General features: G+C 73.1%; 17 protein-coding genes and 1 tRNA gene. 6 read left to right on the top strand and 12 right to left on the bottom strand.

Annotated features, from left to right (window positions below):
• A partial coding sequence (locus HUN58_RS11365; protein ID WP_208745727.1) for a BLUF domain-containing protein occupies positions 1-419 on the bottom strand: 419 nt, incomplete at its 3' end.
• Positions 420-602: 183 nt separating this feature from the next.
• Between HUN58_RS11365 and HUN58_RS11360 the strand changes: the two genes are divergently transcribed.
• Positions 603-2,015 (top strand): PepSY domain-containing protein, encoded by a 1,413-nt coding sequence (locus HUN58_RS11360; RefSeq protein ID WP_141862559.1) that lies wholly within the window; start codon positions 603-605, stop codon positions 2,013-2,015.
• A gap of 58 nt (positions 2,016-2,073) precedes the next feature.
• On the opposite strand, the gene hxlA is transcribed toward HUN58_RS11360, so the two are convergent.
• Positions 2,074-2,712 (bottom strand): 3-hexulose-6-phosphate synthase, encoded by a 639-nt coding sequence (gene hxlA / locus HUN58_RS11355; RefSeq protein ID WP_114850599.1) that lies wholly within the window; start codon positions 2,710-2,712, stop codon positions 2,074-2,076.
• Positions 2,713-2,768: 56 nt separating this feature from the next.
• Positions 2,769-3,341 (bottom strand): 6-phospho-3-hexuloisomerase, encoded by a 573-nt coding sequence (gene hxlB, locus HUN58_RS11350; RefSeq protein WP_180224799.1) that lies wholly within the window; start codon positions 3,339-3,341, stop codon positions 2,769-2,771.
• Positions 3,342-3,457: 116 nt separating this feature from the next.
• Between hxlB and HUN58_RS11345 the strand changes: the two genes are divergently transcribed.
• Complete coding sequence (locus HUN58_RS11345; RefSeq protein ID WP_180224798.1) at positions 3,458-4,276, top strand: LuxR C-terminal-related transcriptional regulator; 819 nt, start codon at positions 3,458-3,460, stop codon at positions 4,274-4,276.
• Positions 4,277-4,334: 58 nt separating this feature from the next.
• Here the strand turns inward: HUN58_RS11345 and HUN58_RS11340 are convergent, their stop codons facing one another.
• From HUN58_RS11340 to HUN58_RS11320, 5 genes are all read right to left on the bottom strand, one after another.
• Positions 4,335-4,883 carry a GNAT family N-acetyltransferase gene (locus HUN58_RS11340; RefSeq protein ID WP_180224797.1) on the bottom strand — a complete coding sequence of 183 codons (549 nt, stop codon included), beginning with the start codon at positions 4,881-4,883 and terminating at the stop codon, positions 4,335-4,337.
• A gap of 3 nt (positions 4,884-4,886) precedes the next feature.
• A tRNA-Ser gene (locus HUN58_RS11335) sits at positions 4,887-4,971 on the bottom strand.
• A 63-nt stretch (positions 4,972-5,034) separates the two neighbouring features.
• Positions 5,035-5,910, bottom strand: coding sequence for an HAD family hydrolase (locus HUN58_RS11330; protein WP_180224796.1), 876 nt, complete (start codon positions 5,908-5,910; stop codon positions 5,035-5,037).
• Positions 5,907-7,175 (bottom strand): serine--tRNA ligase, encoded by a 1,269-nt coding sequence (serS, locus tag HUN58_RS11325; RefSeq protein ID WP_180224795.1) that lies wholly within the window; start codon positions 7,173-7,175, stop codon positions 5,907-5,909. Before serS ends, HUN58_RS11330 begins: the two co-directional genes overlap by 4 nt.
• 70 nt (positions 7,176-7,245) lie before the next feature.
• A complete protein-coding gene (locus HUN58_RS11320; RefSeq protein ID WP_114850510.1) occupies positions 7,246-7,722 on the bottom strand; it encodes a MarR family winged helix-turn-helix transcriptional regulator in 477 nt (158 codons plus the stop codon).
• 61 nt (positions 7,723-7,783) lie between these two features.
• Here HUN58_RS11320 and HUN58_RS11315 point away from each other — a divergent pair, with 61 nt between their 5' ends.
• Together HUN58_RS11315 and HUN58_RS11310 are read left to right on the top strand one after the other, a co-directional pair.
• Positions 7,784-8,152, top strand: coding sequence for a VOC family protein (locus tag HUN58_RS11315; protein ID WP_114850511.1), 369 nt, complete (start codon positions 7,784-7,786; stop codon positions 8,150-8,152).
• Between the two features lie 41 nt (positions 8,153-8,193).
• Complete coding sequence (locus HUN58_RS11310) at positions 8,194-9,276, top strand: diacylglycerol kinase family protein (protein ID WP_141862597.1); 1,083 nt, start codon at positions 8,194-8,196, stop codon at positions 9,274-9,276.
• 33 nt (positions 9,277-9,309) lie between these two features.
• Here HUN58_RS11310 and pheA read toward each other — a convergent pair whose 3' ends face one another.
• The 4 genes from pheA to HUN58_RS11285 all read right to left on the bottom strand — a co-directional run bounded on the left by pheA (position 9,310) and on the right by HUN58_RS11285 (position 13,280).
• Positions 9,310-10,266 carry a prephenate dehydratase gene (pheA, locus tag HUN58_RS11305; RefSeq protein ID WP_114850513.1) on the bottom strand — a complete coding sequence of 319 codons (957 nt, stop codon included), beginning with the start codon at positions 10,264-10,266 and terminating at the stop codon, positions 9,310-9,312.
• A gap of 78 nt (positions 10,267-10,344) precedes the next feature.
• Entirely contained in the window at positions 10,345-11,379 is a 1,035-nt protein-coding gene (locus HUN58_RS21025; RefSeq protein ID WP_306669557.1) for a bifunctional helix-turn-helix transcriptional regulator/GNAT family N-acetyltransferase, read from the bottom strand.
• A gap of 9 nt (positions 11,380-11,388) precedes the next feature.
• Positions 11,389-11,841 (bottom strand): hypothetical protein, encoded by a 453-nt coding sequence (locus tag HUN58_RS11290; protein ID WP_147281448.1) that lies wholly within the window; start codon positions 11,839-11,841, stop codon positions 11,389-11,391.
• Complete coding sequence (locus HUN58_RS11285; RefSeq protein WP_306669556.1) at positions 11,838-13,280, bottom strand: molybdopterin-dependent oxidoreductase; 1,443 nt, start codon at positions 13,278-13,280, stop codon at positions 11,838-11,840. Before HUN58_RS11285 ends, HUN58_RS11290 begins: the two co-directional genes overlap by 4 nt.
• Before the next feature lie 18 nt (positions 13,281-13,298).
• Here HUN58_RS11285 and HUN58_RS11280 point away from each other — a divergent pair, with 18 nt between their 5' ends.
• Together HUN58_RS11280 and moaA are read left to right on the top strand one after the other, a co-directional pair.
• Positions 13,299-14,783, top strand: a complete 1,485-nt coding sequence (locus tag HUN58_RS11280) for a glycosyltransferase family 87 protein (protein WP_114850516.1) — start codon at positions 13,299-13,301, stop codon at positions 14,781-14,783.
• 110 nt (positions 14,784-14,893) lie between these two features.
• Positions 14,894-15,931 carry a GTP 3',8-cyclase MoaA gene (gene moaA / locus HUN58_RS11275; protein ID WP_180224794.1) on the top strand — a complete coding sequence of 346 codons (1,038 nt, stop codon included), beginning with the start codon at positions 14,894-14,896 and terminating at the stop codon, positions 15,929-15,931.
• Position 15,932 lies beyond the last annotated feature (1 nt).

Below are 15,932 nucleotides of genomic sequence, written 5' to 3'. Positions count from 1 at the left end.
TCCCGCCCGCGGAACCAGCGGAGCAGCCAGTCGGCCGGCGTGCCGGCCAGACCGGTCGGCAGTCCGCTGCGCTCGGTGAGGAAGGTGTTGAACCCCGGCTCGTCGCGGACCTCGACGTCGCTCGGGTTGCCGAACGCCATCGACCAGCCGTCGAAGCGACGGGCGTCGATCGTCTCGCGGGACAGGGACTTCACGTCGTGGTGCCGCGGGTCTCGCTCGATCGCGGCGAAGCGGTCCTCGACACTCCACGCGGGGCCCTCGAGGACCTGCATGAACCGGCCGCCCTTCGCGAGCAGCAGGCCGGAGACCCCGAGCGCCTCGTTGCGCAGGCGGGCCTCCCGGAGCATGGCGACGAGCTGGTCGTCGGTGAGGTCGTCGACGGCGACGGACATGTACACGAGCGAGGTGAGGGTGGTCATCGGCGCCAGTCTGTGTCGTGCTCCTGCGGTCGGTCAACGCGGTCGTCCGCACACCGCATCGGAGTGCGGTGTGCGGACGGACACGCCGCCCACGTCCGGCCGCGCCGTCGTTCTACATGTTGTAGAGTTCTCGGGTCGTCCGGCACGGTGCCGGACGCTCCGCCCGACAGGACCCGCGCCCCGATGCCCAGCACCGCTCCGCCGCCCTCCCGTGGCTGGTTCGCCCAGCTCCTCCTCCGCCTGCACTTCCTCGCTGGCCTGTTCGTCGGCCCGTTCGTCCTGGTCGCCGCGCTGTCCGGAGCGGTCTACGCCGTCGCCCCGTCGATCGAGCAGGTCGTGTACCGGCACGAGCTCACCGCGCCGTCCACCGCCGCGGCACGCCCCCTCGCCGACCAGGTCGCCGCCGCGCAGCGGTACGTCGCCGCCAACCACCCCGACGACACCGTCGTCGAGGTCCGTCCGGCGCCCGCGCCCGGCGACACCACCCGCGTGATGTTCACCGAGGCGGGACTGCTCGAGTCGCAGACCCGCGCCGTGTTCGTCGACCCGGGCGACGCATCCGTCCGGGGCGACCTGCCCGTGTACGGCACCTCCGGCTCCCTGCCGTTCCGGACGTGGATCAGCACGGTGCACCGCAGCCTGTTCCTCGGCGACGTCGGTCGGCTGTACAGCGAGACCGCCGCGTCGTGGCTCGGGATCGTGTCGCTCGCCGGCATCGGGCTCTGGGCGTTCCGGCTCCGCACGGCCCGACGGAAGCGCGAGCTCGTCGTCCCGGACACCCGCCTGCGTGGGTACCGCCGCACCTTCTCGTGGCACGCGGCGACCGGCGCGTGGGTGCTCCTCGGCGCGCTCTTCCTGTCGGCGACGGGCATCACGTGGTCGCACTTCGCGGGCGACAACGTGACCGCGCTCCGTTCGGCGCTCAGCTGGCAGGCGCCGACCGTGGACACCGCGCTGGGCGGCGCGGCGGCGATGGGCATGACGGCCGGCGAGCACGCCGGGCACCACGGGTCCGCCGCGGCACCGGTGGGCTCCCCCGCGACCGTCACACCCGAGCAGTTCGACGAGGTCCTGGCCGTCGCCCGGTCGGCCGACGTGCACGCCGCCGAGGTCCGCATCCGGCCCGCGGCGACGACCGACCAGGCGTGGACCGTCGAGGAGATCAAGCTCAGCTGGCCGGTCGCGATGAACGCCGTCGCGGTCGACCCGACGTCGATGACCGCGGTGTCGCAGGTCACCTGGGACGACTACCCGCTCATGGCGAAGGCCGCGAAGCTCGGCATCAACACCCACATGGGCGCGCTGTTCGGGCTGCCGAACCAGCTCGTGCTGCTCGCGGCGGCGCTCGGCATCGCCGCGATGGTCGTCCTCGGGTACGTGATGTGGTGGCAGCGACGGACGCCCGGCACGCGCGTCGGCCGCGCGCCCGCCGACGGCGCGCTCGCACGCGCACCGTGGTGGGGTGCGATCGCCGTCGTCGCCGTCGCGATCGGGCTCGCGCTGCTGCTGCCCGTCGTCGGGGTCACCCTGCTCGGGTTCCTGCTGGTCGACGCGCTGGTCACCGCGTTCCGGTCGCGTCCCGGGGCGACCCGGTGACGGACGGGAGGCTCGTGGCGACCCCGCCACGATCCTCCCGTCCGTCAGGCGGTGCCGATCAGGCGGCCGACTGCTCCGTGATCGCGTCGCGGAGCGCCTTCGCGGCCGCGGCCACGTCGTCGGCGCTGTAGATCGCGCTGCCGGCGACCGCGATGCGGGCGCCGGACGCCTGGACGGCGCCGATCGTGTCGGTCGTGATGCCACCGGCGACCGAGAACGGCACACCGGAGGCCTCGCCGTCGTGCAGGAGCGTCTCGAACGTGAAGCCCTCCTCGGCCTGCTCGTCGAGGCCGGCGTGCATCTCGACGAACGTGGCGCCGAGCGCGACGACCTCCTTCGCGCGGGCGGCCTTGTCCTCGACGCCGATCAGGTCGACGACGACGCCTTTGCCGTGCGCCTCGGCTGCCTTGACGGCGCCGGCGATGGTGCTGTCGCCCGCGACGCCGAGCACGGTGACGAGGTCGGCGCCGGCGTCGAACGCGATGCCCGCCTCGAGCTCACCGGCGTCCATCGTCTTGAGGTCCGCGAACACGGTCTTGTCGGGGTGCGCCTGCTTGATCGCGGTGATCGCCGACAGGCCCGCGCTCTTGATCAGGGGCGTGCCGAGCTCGATGACGTCGACGTACGGCGCGGCCTTGCCGGCGAGGTCGAGGGCGTCCTCGGTGGTCAGGGTGTCCATGGCGAACTGGAGCTGCATGGTGGTGTCCTTCCGGTGGTGGTTCGTGGGGGTCGCGGTGCCGGTCATGCGCGGCGTCACTCGAGGTTCGCGTGGCGGGGCCACAGCTCGTCGGCGGAGCGGCCGCTGCGCTGCCAGAGCGCGTGGAACAGGGCGTCCCCGAGGAGGGCGACACCCTGCTCGAAGAGACTCCCGGCGTACTGTGCCGACGCGGTGCCGGAGCGGTCGGTCTTCGTCGCGGCGGGGAGCACGAGCGTGGCCTCGGCGACCGCCGCGAGCGGCGAGTCGTCGGTCGTGCTCACCGCGAGCACCCGGGCGCCGACGTCGGCCGCGGTCCGTGCGGCCTGCACGATGCCGCCGGTCGTGCCGGAGCCGCTCGCGACGAGGAGCACGTCGCCGCGTCCGATCGCCGGGGTCGTGGCCTCGCCGACGACGTGCACGCGCAGTCCGAGGTGCATGAGTCGCATCGCGGTCATCCGGAGCGCGAGTCCCGAGCGGCCGGCACCGTGCACGAAGACGCGGTCGGCGTCGGTGAGCAGGGTCAGCGCGCGCTCGAACGGGGCCTGGTCGGCGGCGCGGACGGTGTCGACGAGGGCGCGGAGCTCGTCGGCGACGAGTCCGAGGGCGTCGGCGGTGCTGCTGTTGTGCATGGCAACGATGCTGCTCCGGTCATGGTGTGCGTGCCGCTGCCCGGCCGGGCGGTCACCCCGTCCGATCGGGTGGGCGTGTAGCGACCGACAGGGTGGGGCGGGTAGGTTCAGTCGCCGTGACGGACACCCCTGCAAGTCGATCAGCCGCGTCGGAGCACGCCCGCACGGTCGCCGAGCAGGCCGACCGGCACGCCCTGACGCTCGAGTCCGTCCTCGCGGTGCTCCGCTCCCCCCGGTTGTCCGACACCGCGGCCCGCGCCGAGGCCGTCGAGATCGCCTCGGCCGCGCTCGTCGACCTCCGGACCGTGACGGACCGGCAGCGCAGCACGTTGCTCGAGCCCGTCACGGGGGCGTTCTCCCGTCTGCGGGCCGACCTGCGCCCGCTCGTCCGGTTCGGCGACCTGGACGTGCAGTTCGTCGAACCGCCCGCCACCGGTCGCGCGCTCCCCGGAGCCGTCGCGCACGGTGCCCGCGCGATCGTCCGGACGGCGGTGCTCGCGCTCGTCGACGACGGCGTCGCGCGGCGGGTGCGGATCCAGTGGGACTGCGACGGTCGGAACCTGCTCGTGCAGCTCCGCGACGACGGCGCCGGCACGCTCGACGTGCACGACGACGCCGTCCGACCGATCGCCGAGCGGGTCGTCGCCCTCGACGGGACCCTGCAGGTCGACTCGACGCCCGGGTGGGGTTCGACGCTCGACATCACGCTCCCCCTCGACCCGGCGCCGGGCACGGTCGACCTGCCCGCGGACGCCGACCTGACCGCGCGGGAGCGCGACGTGCTCCGGCTCGTCGTCACCGGCGTGGGCAACCGCGAGATCGCCGACGGGCTCGGCATCAGCCCGAACACGGTGAAGTACCACGTGGCGAACCTGCTCCGGAAGCACGGCGCCCGGACCCGCGCGGAGCTCGCCGCCCTCGGCGCGCGGCCCTGATCCGCGATCGCTCGCGCTCAGCGACACTTCACGGGAGCGCGAGCGCGTGAGGTGTCGCTCAGCGCGTGAGGTCCGCGGCGTCGCTCGGCGCCAGCACCTGGAACATGACGTGGTCGCGCCACTCGCCCGCGATGCGGATGTACTGCGGCGCGAGCCCGTACCGGGTGAACCCGTTCCGCTCGAGCGCCCGCTGCGACGCCGTGTTCTCCGGCAGGGTCTCGGCCTGCACCCGGTGCAGCCCGAGCGCACCGAACGCGTGCGCCACCGCGAGCCCGATCGCCCGCGTCGCGTGCCCCTGGCGCACCCGGTCCGCACGCACCCAGTACCCGAGTGCGCACGACTGCAGGGCACCGCGGGTCACGCCGCTCAGAGTGATCCGGCCGAGCAACTCGTCGTCGTCCCCCACGATCACGAAGGGCACCGAACCGCCGGTCCGGGCCGCCGCGAGCAGCCCGCCGATCGTCGCGCGCTGACCGGCCTCGGTGTAGTAGTGCTCCGGCCGCGTCGGCTCGAACGGCCGCAGGTGGTCGGCGCTCGCGCTCACGATCGCGGCGAGCTCGGCGGCGTCGGCCAGCTCGACCGGTCGGAGGCGGGTCCCGGTGCTCATGCGCGGAGGGTGTGGGATTCGAACCCACGAGACATCACTGCCCACCTGTTTTCAAGACAGGCTCCATCGGCCGCTCGGACAACCCTCCAGCGACGCGACCACGTGGCGAGACGTGATCGCGTCCCGAGGAGTCTAGCGGCCCCGCCGACCGTCAGCGCGGGAGCGTGTCGAGCGCCGCGGCCAGACCGTCGTCGGTGACCCCGCCGGTCAGCTCGTTGCCCGCGTCGACGACGTCGGACGGCGCCTGCCCCATGACGACCCCGCGCCCGGAGGTCGACGCCCACCGGAGCATGTCGATGTCGTTCCGCCCGTCCCCGGCCGCCATGACCCGGGAGCGCGGGATGTCGAGCCACTCGCGCACACGCTCCATCGCGGTGGCCTTCGTGACGCCCTCTGGTGCGATGTCGAGCCACGACGTCCAGCCGACCGAGTAGGACACCTTGTGCAGGCCCATCCGCTCGACGACCTGCAGGAAGTCCTCGGTGTCGTGTCCGGGCGAGATGACGACCACGCGTGTGGCCTCGACCCCGAGCAGCCGCTCGAAGGGGACGTGCTCGCCGGAGACCGTCATGGTGTCGTCGGGGAAGTTGCCGGACAGCAGGAAGTGGCCGGTCTCGTCCTCCACGCCGAACGCCGCGTTCTCGAGTGCGCCGTGGATGGTCTGCAACACCTCGGACGGGTCGAAGCGCTCGACGTGCACGCGATCGTAACCGCCGTCCTCGCGGCGCCCCAGGATCAGCGCCCCGTTCGCGCAGACGAGGTACTTCGGGCGGATGCCGAGCGTCTCGAGCAGCGGCACCGTCATGCCCTCGCTGCGACCGGTGGACAGCATGACCTCGTGCCCGGCGGCCTCGGCATCGCGCACGGCGGCCACGACGGCGTCGGTGATGACCCCGTCCTCGCGCATCGTCGTGCCGTCGACGTCGAGCGCCACGAGCCACCGCTTCGTCCGAGCCGGAGCACCAGCAGCGCCGGCAGTGCCGCCACCCTGCGCCGACCCGTCCACGAACCGCCCCGCGGTGCTCATCGGGGTGCGATCACCTCGACGCCGCCCAGGTACGGCCGGAGCACCTCGGGCACGACGACTGAACCGTCCTCTTGTTGGTGCGTCTCGAGGATCGCGACTATCCAGCGGGTGGTGGCGAGGGTGCCGTTGAGCGTGGCGACCGGTGCGGTCTTGCCGCTCTCGGTGCGGTAGCGGGTGTCCAGGCGACGGGCTTGGAACGTGGTGCAGTTCGAGGTCGAGGTCAGCTCGCGGAAGGTGCCCTGCGTCGGGACCCACGCCTCGATGTCGTACTTCCGCGCAGCACTCGTGCCGAGGTCGCCCCCGGCGACGTCGATGACGCGGTAGTGCAGCCCGAGGTCCTGCATCATCGACTCCTGCATCGCGACGAGGCGCTCGTGCTCCGCCTCGGCGTGCTCGGGCAGGACGTACGAGAACATCTCGAGCTTGTTGAACTGGTGCACGCGGAGGATGCCGCGGTTGTCCTTGCCCGCCGACCCGGCCTCGCGCCGGTAGCAGGTCGACCACCCGGCGTACCGGATGCCCTCGCCCGACTCCGGGAGCGACAGGATCTCGTCGGCGTGGAACCCGGCGAGGGCGACCTCGCTCGTGCCGGTCAGGTACAGGTCGTCGGCCTCGAGGCGGTAGACCTCGGCCGCGTGCTCGCCGAGGAACCCGGTGCCCGCCATGGTCTCGGGGCGCACGAGCGTCGGGGTGATGAGCGGCTCGAACCCGTGCTGGACCGCGCGGTCGAGCCCGAGGTTCATGAGCGCGATCTCGAGCCGGGCGCCGAGGCCGCGGAGGAAGTAGAAGCGCGAGCCCGAGACCTTGACGCCGCGCGGGATGTCGATGATGCCGAGGTGCTCGCCGAGGTCGGCGTGGTCCTTCGGCTCGAACGAGAACGTCGGCTTCGTGCCGACCGTGCGGAGCGTGACGAAGTCGTCCTCGCCACCCTTGGGCACGTCCGGCAGCACGACGTTCGGGATGGACCGGACGACGCGGTCGAACGACTCCTCGGCCGCGGTGACCTCGGCCTGCGCCTCCTTGACCTTCGCGGCGAGCGCCTGCGCCTGCTGCACGAGGGCGGCCTTCTCGTCCTTCGGGGCCTTCGCGACGGTCTTGCCGAAGGCGTTCTGCTCGGCGCGGAGCGCCTCGAACGCCGTGATCGCCGCGCGTCGCGCCGCGTCCGCCGCCACCGCGTCGTCGACGACGGACACGGAGGCGCCGCGCGCCTCCTGCGAAGCCTTGATGACGTCCGGGTGGTCGCGCAGCAGCTGGAGATCGATCACCGGTTCATCCTAGGGGGACCCGATGACGGACCGGAGGCCCGTGGCAGCGCTGCCACGGGCCTCCGGTCCGTCATCCGGTCGCGTCCGCCGACGGGTCGTCGCGCAGGGCGGCGACCATCCCGCGGAGCAGGCGGAAGGCCGCTGCGCGGCCCGCCTCGTCGAGGTCCTGGGTCATCCGGAGCTCGACCTCGCGAACGGCGGCGCTCGCGCGCTCGCGCTGCCGCCGGCCCGCCGCCGTGAGGCGCGTCGGCAGCACCTTGCCCGCGGTCGGCGTCGCGGCCCGCTCGACGACGCCGTCCCGCTCGAGCTGCTGCAGGAGCGTGTTCATCGACTGGCGGGTGACGAAGGTGCCGCGCGCGAGCTCGGAGTTCGACATCCCGGGGCGCTGCGCGAGCAGTTCGAGGCACGAGTAGTGCGTGATCGTCATGCCGAAAGGACGGAGGGCGTCCTCCATGGCGGCGCGGAGGGCGCTCGCGGCCTCCTTGAGGACGTACCCGACGGAGGAGTCGAGGTCGATGCGTTCGTCGTGTCGATCGTCTTGACGCATGTCAGGAGTCTGACATAGAGTCCGCGTGTCAGACAACTGACACACAACGAAGGAGCACACCATGACCGCCACCGGGATCGACTTCACCTCGCTGCAGGTCCGCGACCTCGACGCCGCACAGGCGTTCTACGAGCGGTACCTCGGGCTCGTCCGATCCCCCGCCGGCCCGCCGCACGCCGTCGTGTTCCAGACCGAGCCGATCGCGTTCGCACTGCGCGACGTGGTCCCCGGCACCGACCTGGACGCCGCCCCGCAGCCGGGCCTCGGGGTGGCGCTGTGGTTCCACGCGACCGACGTCCAGGCGACCCACGACGCGCTCGTCGCCGACGGCCACGAGATCGTCACCGCACCGTTCGACGGCCCCTTCGGTCGGACCTTCACGTTCGCCGACCCGGACGGCTACCACGTGACGCTCCACGACGGACGCTGACGCCCGTCCGCTCGCAGGGCGCGGTCGGTAACGTCGGGGGCATGTCGACCCCATCGGAGACCGCGCCCGCGGACCAGGACGCCCTCCCGACCGAACAGAAGACGGCCGCCGTCGTCTACAACCCGGTCAAGGTGCACCTGGAGACCCTGAAGAGCACCGTCGCGAAGCACCAGCAGGAGGCCGGCTGGGCTGAGACCCTGTGGTTCGAGACCACGGAGGAGGACCCGGGCGGCGGCATGACGAAGGCCGCGCTCGAGGCCGGGGCCGACGTCGTCGCCGCGGCCGGCGGGGACGGCACCGTCCGCGCCGTCGCCGAGGTCGTGCACGGCTCGGCGGCTGCACTCGCCCTGCTCCCGAGCGGGACGGGCAACCTCCTCGCGCGCAACATCCCCTCGCCGATCGACGACCTGGGCGCGAGCGTCCGGACGATATTCCGCGGCGAGGACCGCCCGATCGACATCGGCGAGGTCCAGGTCGAACGCCCCGACGGCAGCCGCGAGGAGTTCGGGTTCGTCGTGATGGCCGGCCTCGGCCTGGACGCCCGCATGCTCGTGAACACCAAGCCCGAGCTCAAGAAGAAGGTCGGCTGGCTCGCCTACGTCGACTCGCTCTTCCGCTCGGTGCGGGACGCCGACGCGTTCGAGTTCCGGTACCGGCTGGACGGCGAGAGCAACCAGTCGGTGCGCGCCCACTCGCTGATCGTCGGCAACTGCGGCATGCTGCAGGCCGGCGCGACGCTGCTGCCGGACGCCGAGATCGACGACGGCGTCTTCGACATCGTGGTCATGCGTCCCCGCGGCTTCTTCGGCTGGGTCCGGATCGGCGCCCGGGTGTTCTGGGAGAACGCGATCCTGCGCTCGTTCCAGCGCTCGAAGATCGGTCAGACCCAGGTCGGCAAGCGCATCGCGACCGCGGCCCGCGAGGAGCGCCCGCTGCGCTACCTGCGCGGTGAGGAGTTCGTGGCACGCCTCGAGCGGCCGGACGAGTTCGAGATCGACGGCGACCCGGTGGGCGAGGTCGTCGCGTTCCGGGCGAGGATCGACGCCGGCGGGCTGCGGGTCCGGGTCGCCGGGCCGCAGGACCAGACGCGCAACACCCGGCGGGTCGAGGACGCGCACAGCTGACGTGGGCCGGGCGGCGGCCCCGCGCCGCCCGGTTCAGTCCGCGTCGGGCTCGCCGGAGACGATCGCGCGCAGCCAGTCCCGCGCCTCGACGAACGCCTCGTCGGAGTAGCGCGCCGACACCTCCGGCCGGAACCCGTCCGCCCGCGGGTACGACCCGAGGAACGTCACGCGCGGGCTGAACCGCCGCAGGCCGAGCAGCGCGTCCGCCACCCGCTCGTCGTGCACGTGGCCGTCCAGGTCGATGACGAACCGGTAGCGCCCGAGCTCGTCACCGATCGGCCGCGAGGACAGCAGCCCCATGTTGATGCCCCGCGTCGCGAACTGCTCGAGCATGTCGACGAGCGCACCGGGGTGGTCCGCCGGCAGCTCCACGATGACGCTCGTCTTGTCCGCCCCGGTCCGCGGCGGGATCGCCAGCGTGCGTGACACGAGCACGAACCGGGTGACCGCCGACGCGTTGTCCCCGATCGACGACGCGAGCACGGCCAGGTCGTGGTGGTCGGTGATCCCGGGCGGGGCGACCGCGGCGTCCGCGACGGGGTGCTCGTCGAGCAGGGCAGTCGCTGCGGCGACGTTCGAGGACGCCGGGATGTGCCCGTGTCCGCGCAGGTTCGTCTCGAGCCAGCGGTGGGTCTGGGCGTAGGCGACCGGGTGCGCGTTCACGGTGCGGACGTCCGCGAGGGCCGTGCCGTGCCGGGCGACGAGCACGAAGTCGACCGGCACCAGGTACTCGCCGACGATGCGGACGCCGGGGATCCGGGCGAGGGCGTCCTGCGTGGCGCTGACCCCGCCGTCGACGCTGTTCTCGATCGCGATCACGGCGCCGACGGACCGGCCGGTGACGACGTCGTCGAGCGCCTCGCCGACGTTGTTCACGCTGCGCCAGGGCTTGCCGGCCGCGGCGTCGACGAGCCTCAGGGCCGCCTCGGTGAAGGTGCCGGCGGGACCGAGGTACGAGTAGGTGTCGGTCGGCTCGGCGCGCTCGGTCATGCCTCCGAGCCTACTGGTGTACCAGTCCCGTCACACCGACGCGGACCGCGCCCGGCCCGCCGACGCGCAGCGTGCCCATCAGGTCCGGACGAGCAGCGTGTCCGAGTCGCCGTTCCGCCCCACCGTCCGGAACCCGGCCCGCTCGTACAGGATCCGCGCCCCGGTGTTCCCGTCCTCGACGCTCAGGCTGACCCCCGGCCACCCCGCAGCCCGCCCGGCGTCGAGCAGGCGTTCGAGGAGCGCTCCCCCGACACCGCGTCCGCGCCCCCGGGCGTCGACGGCGATCGTCAGCTCGGGCACGTCCGCGGCGACGAACCCGTACCCGGGGTCGTCCTCCGGCAGGAACCGCGCCCACGCCACCCCGACCGGGCCGTCCCCGTCCACGGCGACGACACCGCGGTCCCGGGCCGGGTCGAACCCGTCGAAGTAGTGCGCGAACTCGGGGCGGTCGAGGTCGGCGTCCGTGAACGTCTCGGTCCGCCAGTTCATCGCCCGGAGCGTCGCCCGGCGCAGCAGCGGTCCGTCGTCGGCGGTGGCGTCGCGGAACAGCACCCCGGGGACCTCGGGTAGCCCCTCGCCGGCGTCCGCGCCGGTCAGCCGCGCCTCACAGAGTGCCTCGTCCCCCCGCGGGTACGTCAGCGCGGCGAACCGCCCCTCGGGGTCGAGCCGGCCGAGGAGCGCCCGGGTGATCCCGTCGAGCTGCGCGACCTGCTCGTCGGCGAGGGCGTCGATCACGTAGCGGCGCGCGGTCCGGACGTGCTCGGGCGCGGCCTGCACGATCGTGTCGTACCCGGCGTCGGTCAGTCGGACGTCGGTCGCCCGCCGGTCGTCGGCGGACGGGCACCGCGTCACGAGACCGCGCTTCTCGAGCCGGGACACGACGTGCGACAGCCGTGGGAGCGAGGCGTTGGTGGCCGCGGCGAGCGCCGACATCCGCAGCGTGCGGGACTCCGTCTCGGACAGCATCGCGACGACCATGTAGTCGAAGTGGGTCAGGTCAGCGTCCCGCTGCAGCTGCTGGTCGAGCGCCGCGGGCAGGAGCTCCATGACGGCGACGAGCTTCATCCAGGCACGCAGCTGGTCGCGCGTCAGCCACGGGGTCTCGTCGGTCATCCCCACATGCTACCGATTGGTTGTCGCTGCAACCAGTGGCCTGCGCCGTCGGGCCACGACGATCCCGGCGACGAGCACCCCGACCACCACCGCGAGCAGGACCCCCTCGACGACGAGCAGCCGGGTCGCGTAGTCGAACGGCAGCACCGTCGGGTTCTTCTGCCCGTGCGCCTTCGCGGCGATCTCCGGCACGACGACGAGCGCGAGCACGCTCCCGAGCACGACGGCGGCCTGGACCGTGACGAGCACCCAGACGCGCAGCGACCGCCCGGCCCGGCGGAGCAGCAACCCCGCGCCGACGACGAACGGCGACAGCAGGACGTCGTGCAGCAGGACCGCTGCGACGAGCCACGTCACGAGCCCCCAGATGCGCTCGGGCCGCACGGTCGTGACCATCGTCCACGCGCCGAACGCCATCACGAGCACGCCCACCAGGACGAGCACGGTCCTCGCGGCCCTCATCGGATCACCTCGATCTTCCCGATCCACTTCGTCTGCAGGACGCCGGGTCGTCCCGGCGCGATGACCCGGGCGGGGAACCCGTGGTCCAGGTCGAGCGTCGCGCCGTTCAGCTCGAGCGCGACGAGCGTCGTCGGGTCGGCGGCGTACTCCGGCCCCATCTCGGTCACGCGGTAACCGCCGCTCCGCTCGAGGCTCGTGATCCGCAGCGGCGACGACGGGTCGGCCTGCACGGTCTCGAGCAGGTCGCGCATCCGCACGCCCTTCCACGTCGCCGTCTGGCTCCACCCCTCGACGCACGCGATCGGCAGATCGGCCGTCGTGGTGCCGAGGGCGACGAGCTCGGCACGCGAGAACGTCCGGCTCATCCCCGGTCCGACGACGGTGAGCGTCCAGTCCGCGGCGGTGGCGGTGGCCAGCACACCCGCGGCGCGCGCGGTGCGGTTCACCGGCAGGTCGTTCGGCCCGAGGTGCCGCTGCCGTGCCCCGAACACGTTGAAGGGTTCGAGCAGTCGCGTGGACTGCCCGGCGGTGAGCGCGACGACGCCGACGGTCGCCGCCGTCACGCCCGCCACGAACCCGCGTCGGGCGATCCGCTCGCGTCCGCCGTCGGTCGCCGTCCGGGCCGGACGGGAGGCACGCCCCGCCTCCGCCCCGTCGGCTGCGGGCCCACGGTCCGGATCACCGGAACCGAGACTCGCGCTGGGCGACGAGTCGCGGGACGTCGCGTCCGAGTCGTGTCGCGCAGCGCGAGACTCGTCAGGCGCGGCTGCGGCCGGCGCGCCGTCCACCCACCGCAGCAGGCGGCCGGTGAGGCCGCGGGGGTAGGGGCCGGACACGCCACGATCCTCCAGACCCGTGTCGGGGAGCAGCTCGCTGCCCACCGTCGGGTCCGCGACGAAGCGACCGTCCGCGTCGTACGCGTCGCGTGCGCGCCAGTACCGCGCGATGATCCGCAGCTTCACGCCGACGTGCACGACGAGCGACCCGATGATCACGTAGGCGAGCGCGTTGTGCACCTGCCGGAACGGGAACGGCCACGGGTACCACTGGTACGTGTTCACGAGCCCGGTCCCGACCTGGACGATCGCGGCCGACACGAGCACCGCGATCGACAGGCGTTCGAGCAGGTGCAACACGCCGCGGACGGGCGGCGTCTGCGCGAGCGCGGGCATCACCGCGTTCAGCTTGGCGAGCAGGAGCGGGATGATCGCGACGCCTGCGGTGATGTGCAGGCCCTGCGTGAACTGGTAGAACTGCACGGGCCGGGTCGGGAAGCGCATCCCGGGCAGCGGGTCCTGCAGCAGGTGGCTGTACACCCCGGTGCCGAAGCACACGAGGAACGCGACGCCGAGCAGCCGACCCCAGACGACGGCCGAGCGGGCGTTCCGGTTCGGCGACGCCGCCGCGGACCGTGCGTCCAGCAGCAGCCGTCGCACCATCGGTAGCCTCGGGCCACGATGAACGAACGACTGCGCGCCGTCCCGCTGCCCACCAGGCCCGGCGTCCTGCCGACCGTGGTCGCCGTCGTGGGCGTGCTCGCGCTCGCGGGCGTCATCGCCTTCGGCATCACGCATCTGGGGTTCCTCCGTGCCGGTCATCGTGCACCATTCGTTGCGTGGACGCTCATCGCTTGGGCGGTCTTCGCCGGAGCCGTCCTCGCGCTCCGCTGGGTACCCCGTGCCTGGGTGACCCGGATCGTCCTCGGTGGGGCGGTCGTGGTCGGGGTCGCGGCGCTCGTCGGCCCGCCGAACACCAGCACCGACTCTGCCAGGTACGCCTGGGACGGCATCGTGCAGCACGCGGGTGTCTCACCGTACGCGCACACGCCGCAGTCCGGGGCGTTGGCCGCCCTGCGCCCCGAGTGGCTCTTCCCGGACAAGATCGACGGCACGTGCAAGCCCCTCGAACCGCGGATGCGCGGGCTCGGGGACGGCGCGGACGGGCACTGCGTGGCGATCAACCGACCGGACGTCGTGACGATCTACCCGCCGATGGCGCAGCTGTGGTTCGCGGCGGTCCGCGCGTTCGTTCCCGTCACCGCGCAGTACATGCCGTTCCAGGTCGCCGGGCTGCTCGTCTCCCTGGGCGTCACGGTCGGGCTCGTCGTGACCCTGCGCCGCCTCGGACGGCCGACCTGGTGGGCCGCGCTCTGGGCGTGGTCGCCGCTCGTCGCGTCCGAGGCCGTCACGAACTCGCACGTCGACGTGCTCGGCGCCGCGCTCGCGACGGCCGGTGTGGTGCTCGTCGCCTTCGGCCGGCCGGTATGGGGCGGCATCGCACTCGGTGCGGCGACCGCGACGAAGCTCATCCCGGCGATCGTGTACCCGCCGCTCCTCGGCCGGTGGCGACACTGGTGGGCGATCCCCGTCGGCGTCGCGGTCTTCGGACTGCTCTACGTGCCGTACGTCCTGAGCACCGGCGTGAAGGTCCTCGGCTACCTGCCCGGCTACCTCTCCGAGGAGGGCTACGAGGACGGCTCCCGCTTCGCCCTGGTCTCCCTGCTCGTCCCCGGTGACGGAGCGACGGTCGTCGTCGGGCTCGTGGTGTTGCTCGCGGCCGTCGTGGCCTGGCGCCTCGCGGACCCCGCCCGGCCGTGGTCCGGCGAGGTGCTGATGATCGGCGTGACGTTCCTCGCGGTGACCCCGCGGTACCCCTGGTACGCACTGCTCCTCATCCCGTTCGTGGTGCTGTCCGGCCGGTGGGAGTGGCTGTCCCTCGGGCTCGCGATCGCCCTCCGCGGTGTGTGGCCCTCGGCCGACGCCTTCCGCTGGTGGCTCGGCGCCGCGGTGCTCGTGATCGTGGTGGTCACGGTCGTCCGGACCGACCGTGACGAGTGGCGGCGGTGGGGTCGACGGCTCGACCCGCGGCGGTGGCGGCAGACGGACAGCGGAACGGACGGCGGACCGGAGGGTCGGCGGCGCCCGGTAGCATCGGCCCGGTGACGGCGAGGATCCTGCCCGCGACGGGCGAACGGCCCACGACGGGTGCGCCTGCGGGGCTTCCTGCGGCGGGTCCACCGGCGTCCGTCCCGGTCGCCTCACTCCTGCGCCGGGTGCGCAGCGGCTCGGCCGAGCTGCCGCCCCGACCTGCCGACGAACCGGCGCTGCTCGACCGCTTCGGCCGCACCGCGGTCGACCTGCGCGTCTCGCTCACCGAACGATGCAACCTCCGCTGCACGTACTGCATGCCGGCCGAGGGACTGCCCGTCATCCCGTCCGACGCCCTGATGACCGCGGACGAGATCGACCGGCTCGTGGGTCTCTCCGCCGCCCGCCTCGGCGTGCGCAAGGTCCGGTTCACGGGTGGCGAACCGCTCCTGCGCGCCGACCTCGTCGACATCGTCCGCCGGTGCGCCGCGCACGACGTCGAGCTCTCCCTGACCACCAACGCCATCGGCCTCGCGAACCGCGCGCAGGCGCTGGCGGACGCCGGACTCCGACGGGTCAACGTCTCGCTCGACACCGTCGACCCGGACGTGTTCGCCGAGGTCACCCGCCGCCCGTTCCTGGACCGCGTGCTCGAGGGCATCGCGGCCGCCGCCGACGCCGGCCTCGGGGTGAAGGTCAACGCGGTGCTCCTCCGCGGCGTGAACGACCACCTCGCGGCGGACCTGCTCGCCTGGTGCCTCGAGCGCGGCCACGAGCTCCGGTTCATCGAGCAGATGCCCCTCGACCCCGGGCACGCCTGGGACGGCGCGACGATGGTCACCGCCACGGAGACCCGGGCGCTCCTCGGCGAGCGCTTCGTGCTCACCCCGGACGAGGCCCCGCGGAACGGCGCCCCGGCCGAGCGCTACCGCGTGTCCACCCACGACGGCGAACCGCTCGGCACCGTCGGCGTCATCGCGAGCATCACCGAGTCCTTCTGCGCCGACTGCACCCGCACCCGTCTGACCGCCGAGGGCCACGTCCGCTCGTGCCTGTTCTCCGACGACGAGGTCGACCTGCTCAGCCCGCTGCGCGACGGCGCCGACGACGACGCCCTGCTCGACACGTGGCGGCGCGCGATGTGGGCGAAGCCCCGCGACCACGGCGACGACGTGGACGGCATCGTGCACCCGTCCCGCGGCATGAGCGCGATCGGCGGCTGAC

This window comes from Curtobacterium sp. Csp1 (assembly GCF_013347185.1).
Note: the sequence above shows the minus strand (reverse complement) of the source record. Positions and strands in the feature narration are given on the sequence as shown.